The sequence below is a fragment of the Streptomyces sp. NPDC034043 genome (assembly GCF_055575675.1).
Genome location: NZ_JBVISF010000004.1, coordinates 314107 through 327494, shown reverse-complemented (window position 1 = coordinate 327494; position 13388 = coordinate 314107). Strand labels below are relative to the sequence as shown.

The window sequence follows — 13388 nt, the reverse complement described above, 5'->3', positions numbered from 1 at the left end:
GGGACGGCCCTTAGGGTGACCCGCATGGCGCACTGGCAGGACGGTCCCGGCACCCTCCGCATCGGCACCGCGGTGATCCCCCTGGAGGTCGCCGCCTCCTACCGGGCCCGCACCCGCGGGCTGCTCGGCCGCGACGGCGTCGACGGGGCGCTGCTGCTGACCCCGGCGGGGAGCGTGCACACCTTCGGGATGCGGTTCGCGATCGACGTGGCGTACCTCGACCGCCGGATGCGCGTGATCGCGCTGACCACCATGCCCCCGGGCCGCCTGGGCCTGCCGCGCCTGCGCTCGCGGCACGTGCTGGAGGCCGGGGCGGGGGCCATGTCGGGCTGGGGCCTGGCCGTGGGGAGCGTGGTGGCCGTCTCAACCCGGACTGGGTGAGGCGCCGCGCGGGCGGTAGGTTGGGGCGGTTGAGCTGGGGTCTCAGGGGAGCGGCATGACGGAGAACGCGCGGATCAAGGCGCTTGAGCAGATCATGCCGGCGACGCACGGCGCCGACGAGGACATCGACTGGCAGGCGGCCGAGGCGGTTTGGGGGACCCGGTTCCCGGCGGACTACGTGGCCTTCATGGGGCGCTTCGGCGCCGGCTCCATCAACGGCGAGGCCGGCATCCTGCTGCCGCTGCCCAAGCCCGGACTCCAGTGGGACCCGGCGGAGATGGCCGAGGAGACCGCCAACGCCCGGCAGGCGTGGGAGGCGGGGGGCGGCCGGGCCGCCTTCGACGTGGACCCGGAGTCGATCATCGCCTGGGGGGTCACCGCGGGCGCCGACATCCTGTGCTGGCTCACCACCGACCCCGACCCCGACCGGTGGCCGGTGCTGGTCGCGGGCCGGCACACCGCCGACGCCTTCGCCGTCTACCCGTACGGCATGGCCGAATTCCTGCTGCGGCTGTGCTCGGACGAGTTCGACGTGAGCCCCGTCGGCATCACCTTCTGGGACGGCGGCCACCTCAGCTTCGTGCACTGGCGCAAGGCCCAGCGCCGCTGGCAGGAGGGCCGTAACCCGGAGACGGGCGAGCCCGACCCCTACGCCGGCGACTTCGCCGACTAGGCCGTCTCTTCCGGATCTTGCCGGTCAAGCCCGCGGCGTCCGGTGCGGTGCCTCGCAAGGCGGAGGTACAGCGCGCGTACTGGACGTACCCGGCTGTGCCGACAACGCGGCGAGGTGCCGCGCCAGGCGTCGCGGGTCAGGCAAAGATCCGGAAGAGACGGACTGGCCGGCCCCGGCCGGCACGCGCCGCCGGAAAAGCACCCCAGCCCGTTTCCCTGCCGGAAACGGGCTTTTTCGTATTTCTACGCGCGTCCGACGGGGCGGCCCCATATCGGAAAACACAAATGGGAAAAGCGATGGTTGGAGCAACCGACACAACTGCCTACCCGATGGAATCGATCCCACCGCCTTCAGGAGAGAATTCCGGCCAGACGGGCCACGGCGGGACACCCCAGCCCGGAGCAACTCATAAGTAACAACGGGACTCAAAAGAAAATCAGGGGTATCCACCCGTGCGAAGAAGAATGTTCGGCGCGGCCGCGTCAGCAGCCGTGTTCGGCCTGCTGATACCGCTGTCCGCCTGCGGAAGTTCCTCCGGCGACGGCGAAGACGGCGATGCGCTGCGCTTGGTCGCCGCCGAATACGGCAACACCTCCGCCAACAGTTCCAAGGCTTTCTGGGACAAGGTGACGGCCGATTTCACCAAGGCCAACCCCGGCATCAAGGTCGAGGTGAAGCTCATCCCGTGGGCCGACATCGACCGCGAGGTCTCCCGCATGGTCGACGCCGGCAAGGCGCCCGACATGGCCCTCATGGGCTCCTACTCGGACTTCGCCGCCCAGGGCAAGCTGTATTCCGCCGAGGAACTGCTCTCGGTCACCGCCGAGGCGAACTTCCTCCAGCCCCTCGCCGAGGCCGGGTCCGTCGGCAACACCCTCTACGGCCTGCCCTTCGTGGCGAGCAGCCGACTGCTCTTCTACAACACCAAGCTGTTCGCCGACGCGGGCGTCGTCTCCAGGGACGGCTCGACGTCCTGGCAGCCCAAGACGTGGACCGACCTGAAGGCGGCCGCGACGGCGCTCAAGGCCAAGGGCGTGCGGTACCCGTACGCCCTGCCGCTGGGCCCCGAGGAGGCACACGCGGAGGCGATGATCTGGGAGCTGGGCAACGGCGGCGGCTACGCCGACAGCAGCGGCAACTACAGCCTCGCCTCGGACCAGAACATCCAGACCTTCAAGTGGCTGAAGGAGCAGCTGGTGGGCCCCGGGCTGACCGGTCCGGTCCCGCCCTCGCAGCTGAACCGCGCCGACGCCTTCGCGGCGTTCCTCCGCGGGGAGGTCGGCATGCTCAACGGCTACCCGTCGCTCTCCCACGAGGCGCGTGCCAAGGGCATCACCGTCGGCACCGTGGCCATGCCGGTCTCGGAGTACCTCGGCACCGGCGAGACCCCGCCGGCCGTGGGCGTGGCCGACTGGATGATGGCGTTCAAGCAGAACGGCAAGCGCGAGGAGATCGGCAAGTTCCTCGACTTCGTCTACCAGGACAAGAACCTGGCGGACTTCGCGGGCCGCTACCACCTGCTGCCCTCGACGGTCACCGCTTCCCGCACCCCCGCGGGCGGCGGCCTCGACAAGAACGACGAGCAGTTCCTGACCGCCCTGCGCGGCGCGCAGCTCTACCCGGTCAACGACCCGGCCTGGGTGACGGTCAGCGACACCATCAAGCGCAGCATCGGGCGGGCCGTGGAGCCGGGCGGCGACCCGAAGGCCGTCCTGGAGGACATCGCCGCCCGGGCGGGCGCCGCCTCGAAGAAGAAGCGCTGAAGGTCCCCCGCAACAGGGACCTCCGCCTCCCTGCCGCACCCCATCCCGTACGGCAGAATGGCTCACGGCGCTTGATCCAAGGCCGTGGCCCCGTCGCCCGCCGAGCACCCACGAGGTGCGCGGGGCGACAGGCCTCCTCCTCTTCTCCCGCCGTGCTACGCCGGTCCGTTCTTCCCGGAGAACGCCGTGCGGTAGCGCTCGCAGCCGGAGTCCCAGCGCAGCGTGCCCGTCAGCGTCCCGTAGTGGGTGCGCGTGACCGACCACTCCACCGTGTACCGACCGGTGTCGCACGCGATGCGCTCGCCGCCCGCGACCTTCTGACGCCCCGTCGCCGGCTGCCCCGTCAGCTCCTGCTCCACCTCCGCCCGCGCGGTCCCGCGCGCGTCGCGCAGTACGGCGCGCACGACGATCGGGTGCTTGCCGTTCTTCGTGGTCAGGCCCTTGTTCACCAGTACGTCGGACACGGCCCAGGCGAACTCGTACGAGGGCATCCAGGACAGGGTGTCCGGGTCGGCGACCCGGCGCTCGTCCCTCGGGTCGCCGGGGAGCGCGGGACGGGAGACCGTCTCGTACTGGATCCCGGGGTGGAAGCGGACCTGGCCCTCCAGCTTGTGCTTCTGGTCCTTGGTCCACAGGGACTTCATCTCGTGCTCGCCCCCGGCCGGGTCCTGGAGGTACCCGGTGCCCGGTGCGGCGGTGGCGGACGCCTGGCCGAGGGCGGGGGCGACGGCCGCGGCGGCCGCGGCGAGGGCGAGGGCGGCGGTGCGAGTGCGCTTCATGCCCGGACCAACGGGCCCCGCGGCGGGCCGGAACGATGCCGCGCGCGCGTTCACCCGTACGGGAACGGCCGGCGGACGCGCAGGTGACGGACTCCGCTGCCGGGCCGCAGTGCCGTCCGCGCGACTCTGGTTGTCTGTGCCCGACGGACGGACGGTCCGCGAACGGTACGGGGGACGGCATGGGTGTGACGGTGAACGGGACGACCGCGGCGGGCTGGGAGACGGTCCGGGAGGCGTTCGAGACCTTCGTGGCGCTGGAGCCCAACCCGCCGGAGGCCCAGCTGGCGGTCCGCCACCACGGGCGGACCGTGGTGGACCTGTGGGGCGGCGAGGACACCGACGGCGACACCCTCAGCGGGGTCTTCTCCATCACCAAGGGCGCCGCGCACCTGGTCGTGGCGCTGCTGGCGCAGGAGGGCGTACTGGACCTGGAACGCCCGGTGTCGGCGTACTGGCCGGAGTTCACCGGGCACGGCAAGGAGCGGCTGACGGTGCGGCAGCTGGTCGCGCACGGCTCCGGGCTGATCGGCACCGACGAGGGCTTCTCGTACGAGGAGGTCGCGGACGACGCGTTCGTCGCGGCCCGGCTGGCCGGGCAGGAGCCGTTCTGGGAGCCCGGCACGGCGTACGGCTACCACGCCTTCGTGATCGGCGCACTGACGGGCGAGGTGGTGCGGCGGGCCACGGGCCGCTCCCTCCAGGAGGTCTACGAGGAGCGGGTGCGGGCGCCGTACGGGCTGGACCTGTACATGGGGCTGCCGGAGGGGCTCGCGGGCCGCTGGAAGCCGGTCCTGGAGATGCTGCCGACGCCCGCGCAGGCGGAGGTGCTCGCGGCCGGCGCGATGCCCGAGATGATGCGGATCGCCTTCAACCAGCACCACGAGCCGCCGATGGACGTGGTCGCGTACGCCAACCACCCGAAGGTGAAGGCCCTCGGCCCCGCCTCAGCCGGCGGCATCGGCACGGCGCGCGGCGTGGCGGCCCTGTACGCGGCGGCGATCGGCGGGCTCAACGGCCTTCCGGCGCTGCTGACCCCGGAGACCGTGGCCGACGTGGCCCGGCCGCACACCCCGGGCACGGACGCGGTCACCTCGGAGACCGACCACTTCGGGCTGGGCTTCGAGCGGCAGCACGCCGTGGGCCCGGAGGCCTTCGGGCACTGCGGCGCCGCGGGCGGGCTGGGCTTCGCCGATCCGGTCACGGGGATCGCGTACGGGTACACGCGCCGCCGCTTCGGCTTCCCGGGCGGCACGGCCCCGGAGAACGGCCCGCTGGCGGCGGCGGTGCTGAAGGTGGCGGGGGCGCTGTAGGGCCCGGCGGGCGGCGCGTCAGGAGGGGGCGGGGGCGGTGCGTACCGGGAAGCCGGTGGACCGGCCCTGCTCCTTCAGCCAGGCCAGGACCGGGTCGAGGGCGATGACGGTCCGCCGGCGGTCGGGGGTGAAGGCGCCGCCCGGCGCCCGGTAGTACTGGACCTCGGCGCCGCCGGCGGCTTCCTCGATCGGCTTCTTCGCGTCGAGGATCTGCGCCTGCCGGCAGGCGACGGGCTTCTTGTCCGTGGACGTGTCGTGGTCCGTGGAGTGGTCGCAGAGCCGGTGGCCGGCCGCGGCCACCTTCCTGACCAGGTCGGGGTGGGCCTTGGCCCGTGGGCCGATCACGCGGAAGACGGCTTTCGCGTCGAACCGGGCCGGCACGTCGCGGATCCGGGGGGTCCTGCGGGGGTGGGGGCCGTCGTCGAATGTGATGTCGACGGCGTTGCCGCCGGCCTCGGAGGCGCGGGCGATGCTGTCGGCAGCCCCTGCCGGTGCGGCCTCCGGCCCGCCGGCGCCCTCGGGGCCGCCGGTACCGGTCCGGCCCGCGGTCTTCCCGGGCCGGGGGGCCTCCCAGCGGTTGGGGCCCCGGACGGGCCTCCGGCGGGCACGGAAGAGGCGGGTGCGGTCCGGGAGGTCCCGGACCGCACCCGCCTCACCGGCAGGCAGGGGGCTCAGTGCGCGAAGGAGTCCTGCGGGGCCTGCGCGGCCTTGGCGGACCCGCCGTCGGCCGGGGCCGGGCCGGCGCCCCGCAGCGGGACCTCCTTGACGAACCAGGCGAGCGCGAAGCCCAGTACGGCGATCGCCGCGCCCAGCAGGAACGCCGAGTGCGTACCGGCGGCGACCGCGTGCTGGTAGGCGTCGCGCACGGCCTCGGGGAGCTTGGCCAGGCCGGCCGCGTCCAGCTGGGCGGAGCCCGCGGCCTCGGCCGCCTGCGGGCCGAGCCGCTCGGACATGGTGTCCGTGACCCGCGAGGTGAACAGGGAGCCCATCAGCGCCACGCCGAAGGAGCCTCCGAGGGTGCGGAAGAGGGTGGCCGAGGAGGAGGCGACGCCCATGTCCTTCATGTCGACGCTGTTCTGCGCCACCAGCATGGTGATCTGCATGAGGAAGCCGAGACCGGCGCCGAGGACGGCCATGTAGAGACCGGAGACCAGGCGGGAGGTGCCCGTGTCCATGGTGGCGAGGAGGAACAGGCCGACGACCATGAGGGCGCCGCCGACGATCGGGAAGACCTTGTACTTGCCGCTGCTGGTCGTGACGCGGCCCGCGACGAGCGAGACGGCCATCATCGAGAGCAGCAGGGGCAGGAGCAGCAGGCCGGAGTTGGTGGCGGAGGCGCCCTGGACGGACTGCTGGAAGAGCGGGAGGTAGAGCACGGCGCCGAACATGGCGAAGCCGACGAGGAAGCCGATCACCGACATCAGGGTGAAGTTGCGGCTGCGGAAGATGTGCAGCGGCATGACCGGCTCGGCGGCCTTGGTCTCGGCGTAGAGGAACGCGGCGGTCGACAGCACACCGACCGCACTCAGGCCGATGATCTCGGCGGAGCCCCAGGCGTACTCGGTGCCGCCCCAGGTCGTCACGAGGACGGCCGAGGTGATGGCGACGGTCAGCAGGGCCGCGCCGAGGTAGTCGATCTTGCCCTGGGCCTTCTTCTTGGGCAGGTGCAGCACCGCGCTCACCATCGCGAGCGCGACGGCGCCGAGCGGGAGGTTGATGTAGAAGGACCAGCGCCAGCCCATGTGGTCGGTGATGGTGCCGCCGACCAGCGGGCCGCCGATCATGGCGAGGGCCATCACGCCGGCCATCATCCCCTGGTACTTGCCGCGCTCACGGGGCGGGATCAGGTCGCCGATGATCGCCATGACGCCGACCATCAGGCCGCCGGCGCCCAGGCCCTGGACGGCGCGGAAGCCGATCAGCTGGCCCATGTCCTGGGCCATGCCGCTGAGCACCGAGCCGACGAGGAAGATGACGATCGAGGTGAGGAAGGAGCCCTTCCGCCCGTACATGTCGCCGAGCTTCCCCCAGATCGGCGTGGAGGCGGCCGTGGCCAGGGTGTAGGCCGTGACCACCCAGGAGAGGTGTTCGAGGCCGCCGAGCTCGCCCACGATGGTCGGCATCGCGGTACCGATGATCATGTTGTCGAGCATGGCGAGCAGCATCGCGATCATGAGGGCCATCAGGACGACGCGTACGCTGCGCGGCTTCACCTCCCCGGCGCCGCCTGCCCCTGCGATGTTCTCCGCCATGTCCGCTCCCCCGCTCACACGCAACCACACCGGGTACTTACTTGCCGCCCGGCTAGTTCACTACAATGGGGAAGGTAGACCCGTCACTAGCCGGGCGTCAAGTAAGTACTCGGGAGAGCCATGTCCAGCACCGGTCCGCAGCAGCCGCGCCGTGGCAACACGCGCCAGCGCATCCAGGACGTCGCACTGGAGCTCTTCGCCGAGCAGGGGTACGAGAAGACCTCGCTGCGGGAGATCGCCGAGCGGCTGGACGTCACGAAGGCGGCGCTCTACTACCACTTCAAGACCAAGGAAGACATCATCATCAGCGTCTTCGAGGACCTGACGCGTCCGATCGACGAGCTGATCGAGTGGGCGCAGGGGCAGCCGCCGACGCTGGAGACCAAGCGGGAAGTCCTGCGCCGCTACAGCGAGGCCACGGCGGCGGGCGCGCAGCTGTACCGCTTCATGCAGGAGAACCAGGCCACCATGCGCGAGCTGAGCATCGGGGAGACGGTCAAGCGCCGGCTGTTCACCCTGGTGGAACTCCTGCGCAACGAGGAGGGCCCGCTCACGGACCAGGTGCGGTGCGTGAGCGCCCTGTTCACCCTGCACGCGGGGATGATGTTCCTCCAGCACGTGGAAGGGGACCCGGAGGAGACCCGGCTGGCGGCCCTGGAGGTCGCGACGGGCCTGATCACCCGGGCCCACCACGGCGAGCCGTAGCCGCGGGCGGCGGGCCCGGGGGCCTCAGGGGACCTCACGGGCCCTCAGGGGCGGAGCCGCCGTTCGGACTCCTCGATGGGGATGTCGTTGACGCTGGCCTCGCGGCGGCGCATCAGGCCGTCGTCGTCGAACTCCCACTGCTCGTTGCCGTGGCTGCGCCACCACCGGCCGTCCGCGTCGTGCCACTCGCACTCGAAGCGGACGGAGATCCGGTTGCCGGTGTACGCCCAGAGCTCCTTGCGCAGGCGGTAGTCGAGCTCGCGCCGCCACTTCTCCGCGAGGAAGGCGCGGATCTCGGCGCGGCCGGCGAGGAAGCGGTCGCGGTTGCGCCAGACGGAGTCCTCGGAGTAGGCGAGCGCGACCCGGTCGGGGTCGCGGGTGTTCCAGGCGTCCTCGGCGGCCCGCACCTTGGCGCGGGCGGTCTCCTCGGTGAACGGGGGCGTGAGCATGGGCGGTTCCTCTCGGAAGGCAACGCGGAAGACAGCTTGGAGAACGCTCGTTCTCAAAGTAGAGAACGAGCGTTCTCGCCGCAAGCGGTTCTCAACTACCCTTCACCCCATGGACGACGATGAGGCCCGCACCCGGCTGCTCGACGCCGCGGAGGCGCTGTTCTACGCCGAGGGCATCCAGGCCGTCGGCATGGACCGCATCCGCGCGGAATCGGGCGTACCGCTGAAGCGGCTCTACCGGGTCTTCCCCGCCAAGGAGGCCCTGGTCGCGGCCTACCTGGACCGGCGCGACGCCCGCTGGACCGCCAGCCTGCGGGAGGCGGTGACGGCCGCCGCCGAGCCGGTGCCGGCCGTCTTCGACTGGCTGGCGCGGTGGTTCTCGGAGCCGGACTTCCGGGGCTGCGCCTTCCTCAACGCGTACGGGGAACTGGGCACGGGCCCCGCCGCCGTCCTGGACGTCGTACGCCGCCACAAAGCGGAGCTGCGCTCCCTGCTGGGCACCCTCACCGACTCCCCCGCCCTCGCGGACCAGCTCCTGATCCTGGCCGAGGGCGCCACGGTGGTGGCCGCCCTGAACCCGGGCCCGGAACCGGCCCTGCGGGCGCGCGAGGCGGCCCTTGAGCTGCTGGAGGCGTCACGGGACCGGGCGGAAGTGATGCCATGAGCCGGTAACGACCCCTGGCTCGCCGGAAGTTGCGCCCAAGGCCTTCGCCGGTGCCAAGGGGACCGTCGCGGGCGGCGCGGAGGCCTTCGGCATCGGGGTCGGCGTGAACGCCGAGGGGTGGGCGGGCCCCGGGGCGGAGGCCTGGTGGGGCTGCAAGAAGGACGAGGAGACCGGCGTGTGGAAGATCGGCGGCAACGCGGGCCTCTCCCCCCTCGTCGGCGGCAAGGTCGGCCTCGAGATCACCGTCGACCCGGACACGGTGACCGGCGCCCTCGGCGTCGCCGCCGACGCGCTGGGCGACGCGGCCCACGCGGTCGGCGGCTGGTTCGACTGATGTACGTTCCGACGAACGTGCGCCCCGTGGAAGGCGGCCCCTGAATGCCCGCGGCACTGCCCGTGCCGATCGCGTTCTCCCTGCCGGAGGGCCCGCTCCCGGCCAGGCCGGACGGGGTCGGCACCGACGCGGTGGCCTTCGCCGCGGTGCACCCGCGTCCGGACGCCGGATACGCCGCCGGCATCACCGTCGACGGCGGCGTCCCGGCCGGGTCCCAGACCTTGGCCGACCTCTCCGACGCGTCGGTGGAGCGGCTGCGCGACCGCACCGGCCCGGTGGAGGTGTGGTCCACCGCCGCGAGGTCGGCTCCCCGGACGCACCGGCCCTGACCCTCTCGGCCGTGGCCGGCGGGGCCCGCCGCGACCTCGTCCAGTCCCAGGTGTACCTGTCCCTGCCGGACGTCGCGGATCCGGCCAGGCGTGCGGTGATCCGGCTGGTCCTGACGGCCACCGCGGACCAGCACGACGGCGTCCTGGCAGATTTCCAGGAGTTCGTGCGCGGTGTGCGCCCCGGCGGCGCGGGACGGGGGCGTAGCCGTGGGCCGCCTCACCGACCGGTGGACCGGTACCCGGTACCCGCGGGCCGGCGGCGTCGCACGGCCCGCCGCGGAGGTCCGGCCGGCCCTGCTCGCGCTCAACGGCCCGGGCGTACGGTTCGCCGTACGTGAGGGCACCCCGGGGGAAGGCGCCGACCTGGTCGCGGAGTTCGGGTTCCCGCCGCTGGACCTCACCCTCAGGACCCGGATGCGCCTGAACCCCGCGGCGCAGGAGGTGCGGGTCCTGGAGGAGCGGTGGGAGCCGACGGCCGAGGGGGACCGCAGGCAGTACGGCCGCGGGCCGGCGGACACGGTGTACCGGCAGTGGGAGACCCGGACGGGAGCGGACGGCCGCCGCCACAGGGCCGAGACGTTCCGCTTCGCCACGCAGGACATGCGGGGGCCGTTGCAGCGCGTGGTCCTGGGCGCGGGCTGGACCTGGCGCGGGACCCTGTTCCGGCTCTGACCCGGTCAGCGGCAGTCGACGCCGTGCAGGGCGGGCATCACCGGGTCGCCCGCGCGTCCGCGCAGCGTCAGGGTGCCGTCGGCCTCGCCCCAGTGCAGTTCGTAGGACCCGGCGGCCACGGGGCGGGTGCCGTCGTCGGCGATCCAGGTGCTGCTCGGGAGGGCGAACCCCACGCCCCTCACCGCGTACACGCTTCCGCCGCCGAGCACGAGGAACGAGGTCTCGCGGACCACGGCCCGGCAGCCGTGCGGCCCCGCCGGTTCCAGCACCCGGTACTCGGCCCCCAGGTCCCCGACCCCGCCGAGCCCGATGCCCGCCAAGGCCACCAGGGCCGGCAGCGCGAGCGCCGCCCGCCCCCACGCCGTGACGGCGGGCGCCGGCTGCCGCCGGAAGCGGCGGTGGATGCCTACCGCCGCGGCGGCCGACAGCACGATCCCCGCGACCGCCCAGTGCGGCAGTATCCACCCGGGCACGACCAGGATCAGGTCGGTCCAGCTCACGGCGGCGGCGAGCACCGCGCACAGGAGGACGGCGAGCCCGCACGCCCGGTCCGCCGTCGGCCTCCGCTGCTCCATACCCGTCTCCATCCGCCCAGCGTAAGGGCCGGCCGACGCAAGATGATCATGACCTGGGGTAACGCCTTACGGTCGGTCACGACCACACGCGTGAACGCGTGAGCAACAACGGCGGCCGTGCCGCCAAGGGGAGGCGCGGTCCTCGCGGGCCGCGTCGTAAGGAACGCATGTTTCAGCACGTCAAACAGAAGATCGTCGCCGTCCTCACCGTCCTGTGCCTGACCGTGGGTGCGGGCGTCAGCACGGCTGCGGCCGCCGAGCCGCCCGAGCGTGAGCCCACGCTCCTGGAGATGGCCGCCAAGGTCTCGAAGTACGCGAACTGCAGGTCGCTGCCGCTGCACCAGCGACCCCAGTGTGCCAAGGACTTCACCCTCAAGTCCCTCAAGCTCAGTCTTGCCGTGGGCGCCTACCTCTACGTCTCCCAGCCGGCGATGAAGGACAAGGGCGCTGCCTTCACCGAGGTCAACAAGGAGCTGGGCACGCTCGCCGCTCAGCTCCAGCCGCTTCTGACGCACGCCAACCAGGAGGCGGACCCCGAGCGGAGGAAGGAGCTGTTCAAGCAGTTCGCCAAGACGTACAAGGCGGCCAGGCCCCACCTGGACAGGTTCCGCACCAATCTGTTCAAGGCGTCGGAGCTCGCGGACGCGATCGGCGAGCCGTCCGCCGCGTTCACCGCCATCCTCTCCGTCTACATGGGCGACTACTTCCCCGAGCGGAAGCCGGTCGAGCCGGCACCCGACGGCCCGAGCATCTTCGACGCGCTCGACGAGCTCAAGGGCATCGGCAAGGACATCGACCAGATCATCGCCGGCCTCGACCAGATGAACGAGGCCCTCGATGAGATGAACGCCACCATGGTCCAGGTCAACGAGAGCATCGACGGGATCAACAAGGGCCTGGACCAGGCCAACCGCGGCATGGACCAGCTCAACAAGGGCGTGGCCCAGATGAACGAGGGCCTGGGGCAGGTGAACACCGCCGTGCGCGGGTTCAACAAGGCCGCGGACCGCATCCTCGAAGTACCGGACATCAAGTTCGACTTCTCGCACGTCAACGACACGATCGGCGCGAACACCGTGCCGGCCGAGGTGCTCGCCGCCCAGGACCGCAAGATGGGCGCGCTGCTGAACATGCTGCCCGGCATCGGCGACGGCAAGGGCGTCGTGGAAGCCCTCCGCGGCAGGGACCTGGCCACCGGTGAGCAGCTCAGCGTCACCGACCGCGCCCTGGGCGCGCTCGTCGTGCTGCGCTGGGTGAGGACCGGCGGGACGCTCACCGCCGACGCCATCCGCGCCGCCCGCAAGGGCGACAACGTCGCCGGGTGCTTCGACAGCTTCCCGGCCGGTACGCCGGTACTGATGGCCGACGGGGCGACCCGTCCCATCGAGCAGATCAAGGCCGGCGACACGGTCCTCGCCACCGACCCCGAGTCGGGCACCACCGGCCCGCGCCCCGTCGACGCGACGATCTACACGCCCGACGACCGTGACTTCACCGGCATCACCCTCCGCGCGGAGGCCGGCCGGGGGTCCCTCACCGCCACCGACCACCACCCGTTCTGGTCGGAGAACCGCAAGCAGTGGACGGACGCGGCCGCTCTCAACTCCGGCGACACCCTCCGTACGCCGGACGGCGCCACCGTCGAGATCGACGAGGTCACCCACTGGAAGGAACTCCGGGGCGCGTACAACCTCACGGTCAACGACCTCCACACCTACTATGTGCTCGCGGGCGCCACTCCGGTCCTCGTCCACAATTCGAACGGGTTGTGCAACAGGCCGGCCGCCATCGCGAAGGCCACCGGCTATTCCGTGAAGCAGATCAAGGACGCGATCCACAAGGTGAAGGCCCAGGGAGCGTGGCGCGGGATCGGCGGCAACAAGAACCCGGACATGCTCATCGATCCCAAGACCGGCGAAGTCCACCCCCAGATGCCCGATGGCAGCCCGGGTGACAGCATCGGGAACATCTTCGATCACCTGCCGGACCACCGGTGATCGAAGAACTCGACGACCGCTGGCTGCTGGGGCTGAGGGGCAGCCCCGTGGCGGCCGTCGGCCTGCCGCGGGACGGGTGGCCCGACCTCACCGTGACGCTCGCCGACGGCGTGGTGCTCACGGTCTCCGGACCGGTACTCCTGACCGACGGACCGGCCGCCGCCCCGGGGGCGGCCGCGCTGCCCGTCGAAGCGGCGGACCGGATCGTCGGTGCCACCGTGCTGTCGGCGGTCGCGTTCAAGTCCGGATCCCTGCGGGTGGTGTTCAGCACGGGCCATCACCTGAACGTCCGGGGAGCGGAATCCACGACGAGGATGCGCGTCCGGAAGCCGGGAGCGTTCTGCTGGTCGTGGCACCAGGGGGCCGGCACCATGCGGATCCTCGGGCCGGAGGACCCCGGCCACTGACCCACCGCTCCTGAAAGGGCCGGGCCGGCAGTCGTGTGCTCCACGGCCGCCGGCCCGCCCCTCGCACCGTGTCGGAGAGGCTTGACCCTCGACCTGGT

General features: G+C 72.1%; 16 protein-coding genes. 11 read left to right on the top strand and 5 right to left on the bottom strand.

Annotated features, from left to right (window positions below; genetic code table 11):
• The first annotated feature begins 24 nt into the window (after nucleotides 1–24).
• From ACZ51S_RS12815 to ACZ51S_RS12805, 3 genes are all read left to right on the top strand, one after another.
• The gene (locus tag ACZ51S_RS12815) at nucleotides 25–381 is read left to right on the top strand and encodes a DUF192 domain-containing protein (protein ID WP_468475550.1); all 357 of its coding nucleotides are present in this window, start codon (nucleotides 25–27) and stop codon (nucleotides 379–381) included.
• Between the two features lie 55 nt (nucleotides 382–436).
• Entirely contained in the window at nucleotides 437–1054 is a 618-nt protein-coding gene (locus tag ACZ51S_RS12810) for an SMI1/KNR4 family protein (protein WP_468475549.1), read from the top strand.
• 452 nt (nucleotides 1055–1506) lie between these two features.
• Entirely contained in the window at nucleotides 1507–2817 is a 1311-nt protein-coding gene (locus ACZ51S_RS12805) for an extracellular solute-binding protein (RefSeq protein ID WP_468960726.1), read from the top strand.
• Nucleotides 2818–2972: 155 nt separating this feature from the next.
• Here the strand turns inward: ACZ51S_RS12805 and ACZ51S_RS12800 are convergent, their stop codons facing one another.
• A complete protein-coding gene (locus ACZ51S_RS12800) occupies nucleotides 2973–3596 on the bottom strand; it encodes a hypothetical protein (protein WP_468475547.1) in 624 nt (207 codons plus the stop codon).
• Between the two features lie 185 nt (nucleotides 3597–3781).
• Between ACZ51S_RS12800 and ACZ51S_RS12795 the strand changes: the two genes are divergently transcribed.
• A complete protein-coding gene (locus ACZ51S_RS12795) occupies nucleotides 3782–4906 on the top strand; it encodes a serine hydrolase domain-containing protein (RefSeq protein WP_388934995.1) in 1125 nt (374 codons plus the stop codon).
• Between the two features lie 18 nt (nucleotides 4907–4924).
• Here ACZ51S_RS12795 and ACZ51S_RS12790 read toward each other — a convergent pair whose 3' ends face one another.
• Together ACZ51S_RS12790 and ACZ51S_RS12785 are read right to left on the bottom strand one after the other, a co-directional pair.
• On the bottom strand, nucleotides 4925–5296 hold the full coding sequence (locus ACZ51S_RS12790; protein ID WP_468960816.1) for a polysaccharide deacetylase family protein: 372 nt from the start codon (nucleotides 5294–5296) through the stop codon (nucleotides 4925–4927).
• Nucleotides 5297–5577: 281 nt separating this feature from the next.
• Nucleotides 5578–7158, bottom strand: a complete 1581-nt coding sequence (locus ACZ51S_RS12785; protein ID WP_468475545.1) for an MDR family MFS transporter — start codon at nucleotides 7156–7158, stop codon at nucleotides 5578–5580.
• Nucleotides 7159–7278: 120 nt separating this feature from the next.
• Here ACZ51S_RS12785 and ACZ51S_RS12780 point away from each other — a divergent pair, with 120 nt between their 5' ends.
• Entirely contained in the window at nucleotides 7279–7863 is a 585-nt protein-coding gene (locus ACZ51S_RS12780) for a TetR/AcrR family transcriptional regulator (protein ID WP_468960723.1), read from the top strand.
• A gap of 44 nt (nucleotides 7864–7907) precedes the next feature.
• Here ACZ51S_RS12780 and ACZ51S_RS12775 read toward each other — a convergent pair whose 3' ends face one another.
• Nucleotides 7908–8312 carry a nuclear transport factor 2 family protein gene (locus ACZ51S_RS12775; RefSeq protein ID WP_468960721.1) on the bottom strand — a complete coding sequence of 135 codons (405 nt, stop codon included), beginning with the start codon at nucleotides 8310–8312 and terminating at the stop codon, nucleotides 7908–7910.
• A 109-nt stretch (nucleotides 8313–8421) separates the two neighbouring features.
• Between ACZ51S_RS12775 and ACZ51S_RS12770 the strand changes: the two genes are divergently transcribed.
• The 4 genes from ACZ51S_RS12770 (at nucleotide 8422) to ACZ51S_RS12755 (ending at nucleotide 10311) form a co-directional block, all read left to right on the top strand.
• Nucleotides 8422–8976 carry a TetR/AcrR family transcriptional regulator gene (locus tag ACZ51S_RS12770; protein ID WP_468960719.1) on the top strand — a complete coding sequence of 185 codons (555 nt, stop codon included), beginning with the start codon at nucleotides 8422–8424 and terminating at the stop codon, nucleotides 8974–8976.
• Nucleotides 8977–9079: 103 nt separating this feature from the next.
• Nucleotides 9080–9310: a hypothetical protein gene (locus ACZ51S_RS12765; RefSeq protein ID WP_468960716.1), complete on the top strand. Its 231-nt coding sequence runs from the start codon at nucleotides 9080–9082 to the stop codon at nucleotides 9308–9310.
• Between the two features lie 44 nt (nucleotides 9311–9354).
• Nucleotides 9355–9639: a hypothetical protein gene (locus tag ACZ51S_RS12760; protein ID WP_468475540.1), complete on the top strand. Its 285-nt coding sequence runs from the start codon at nucleotides 9355–9357 to the stop codon at nucleotides 9637–9639.
• A gap of 171 nt (nucleotides 9640–9810) precedes the next feature.
• Nucleotides 9811–10311, top strand: coding sequence for a hypothetical protein (locus ACZ51S_RS12755; protein WP_468960714.1), 501 nt, complete (start codon nucleotides 9811–9813; stop codon nucleotides 10309–10311).
• Nucleotides 10312–10316: 5 nt separating this feature from the next.
• On the opposite strand, the gene ACZ51S_RS12750 is transcribed toward ACZ51S_RS12755, so the two are convergent.
• On the bottom strand, nucleotides 10317–10886 hold the full coding sequence (locus tag ACZ51S_RS12750; protein ID WP_468960713.1) for a hypothetical protein: 570 nt from the start codon (nucleotides 10884–10886) through the stop codon (nucleotides 10317–10319).
• Between the two features lie 167 nt (nucleotides 10887–11053).
• Between ACZ51S_RS12750 and ACZ51S_RS12745 the strand changes: the two genes are divergently transcribed.
• Both ACZ51S_RS12745 and ACZ51S_RS12740 read left to right on the top strand, forming a co-directional pair.
• Entirely contained in the window at nucleotides 11054–12883 is a 1830-nt protein-coding gene (locus ACZ51S_RS12745) for a polymorphic toxin-type HINT domain-containing protein (RefSeq protein WP_468960711.1), read from the top strand.
• Complete coding sequence (locus ACZ51S_RS12740) at nucleotides 12880–13290, top strand: DUF6188 family protein (protein ID WP_468475536.1); 411 nt, start codon at nucleotides 12880–12882, stop codon at nucleotides 13288–13290. The genes ACZ51S_RS12745 and ACZ51S_RS12740 overlap by 4 nt, the downstream gene beginning before the upstream one ends.
• The last annotated feature ends 98 nt before the right edge of the window (nucleotides 13291–13388 follow it).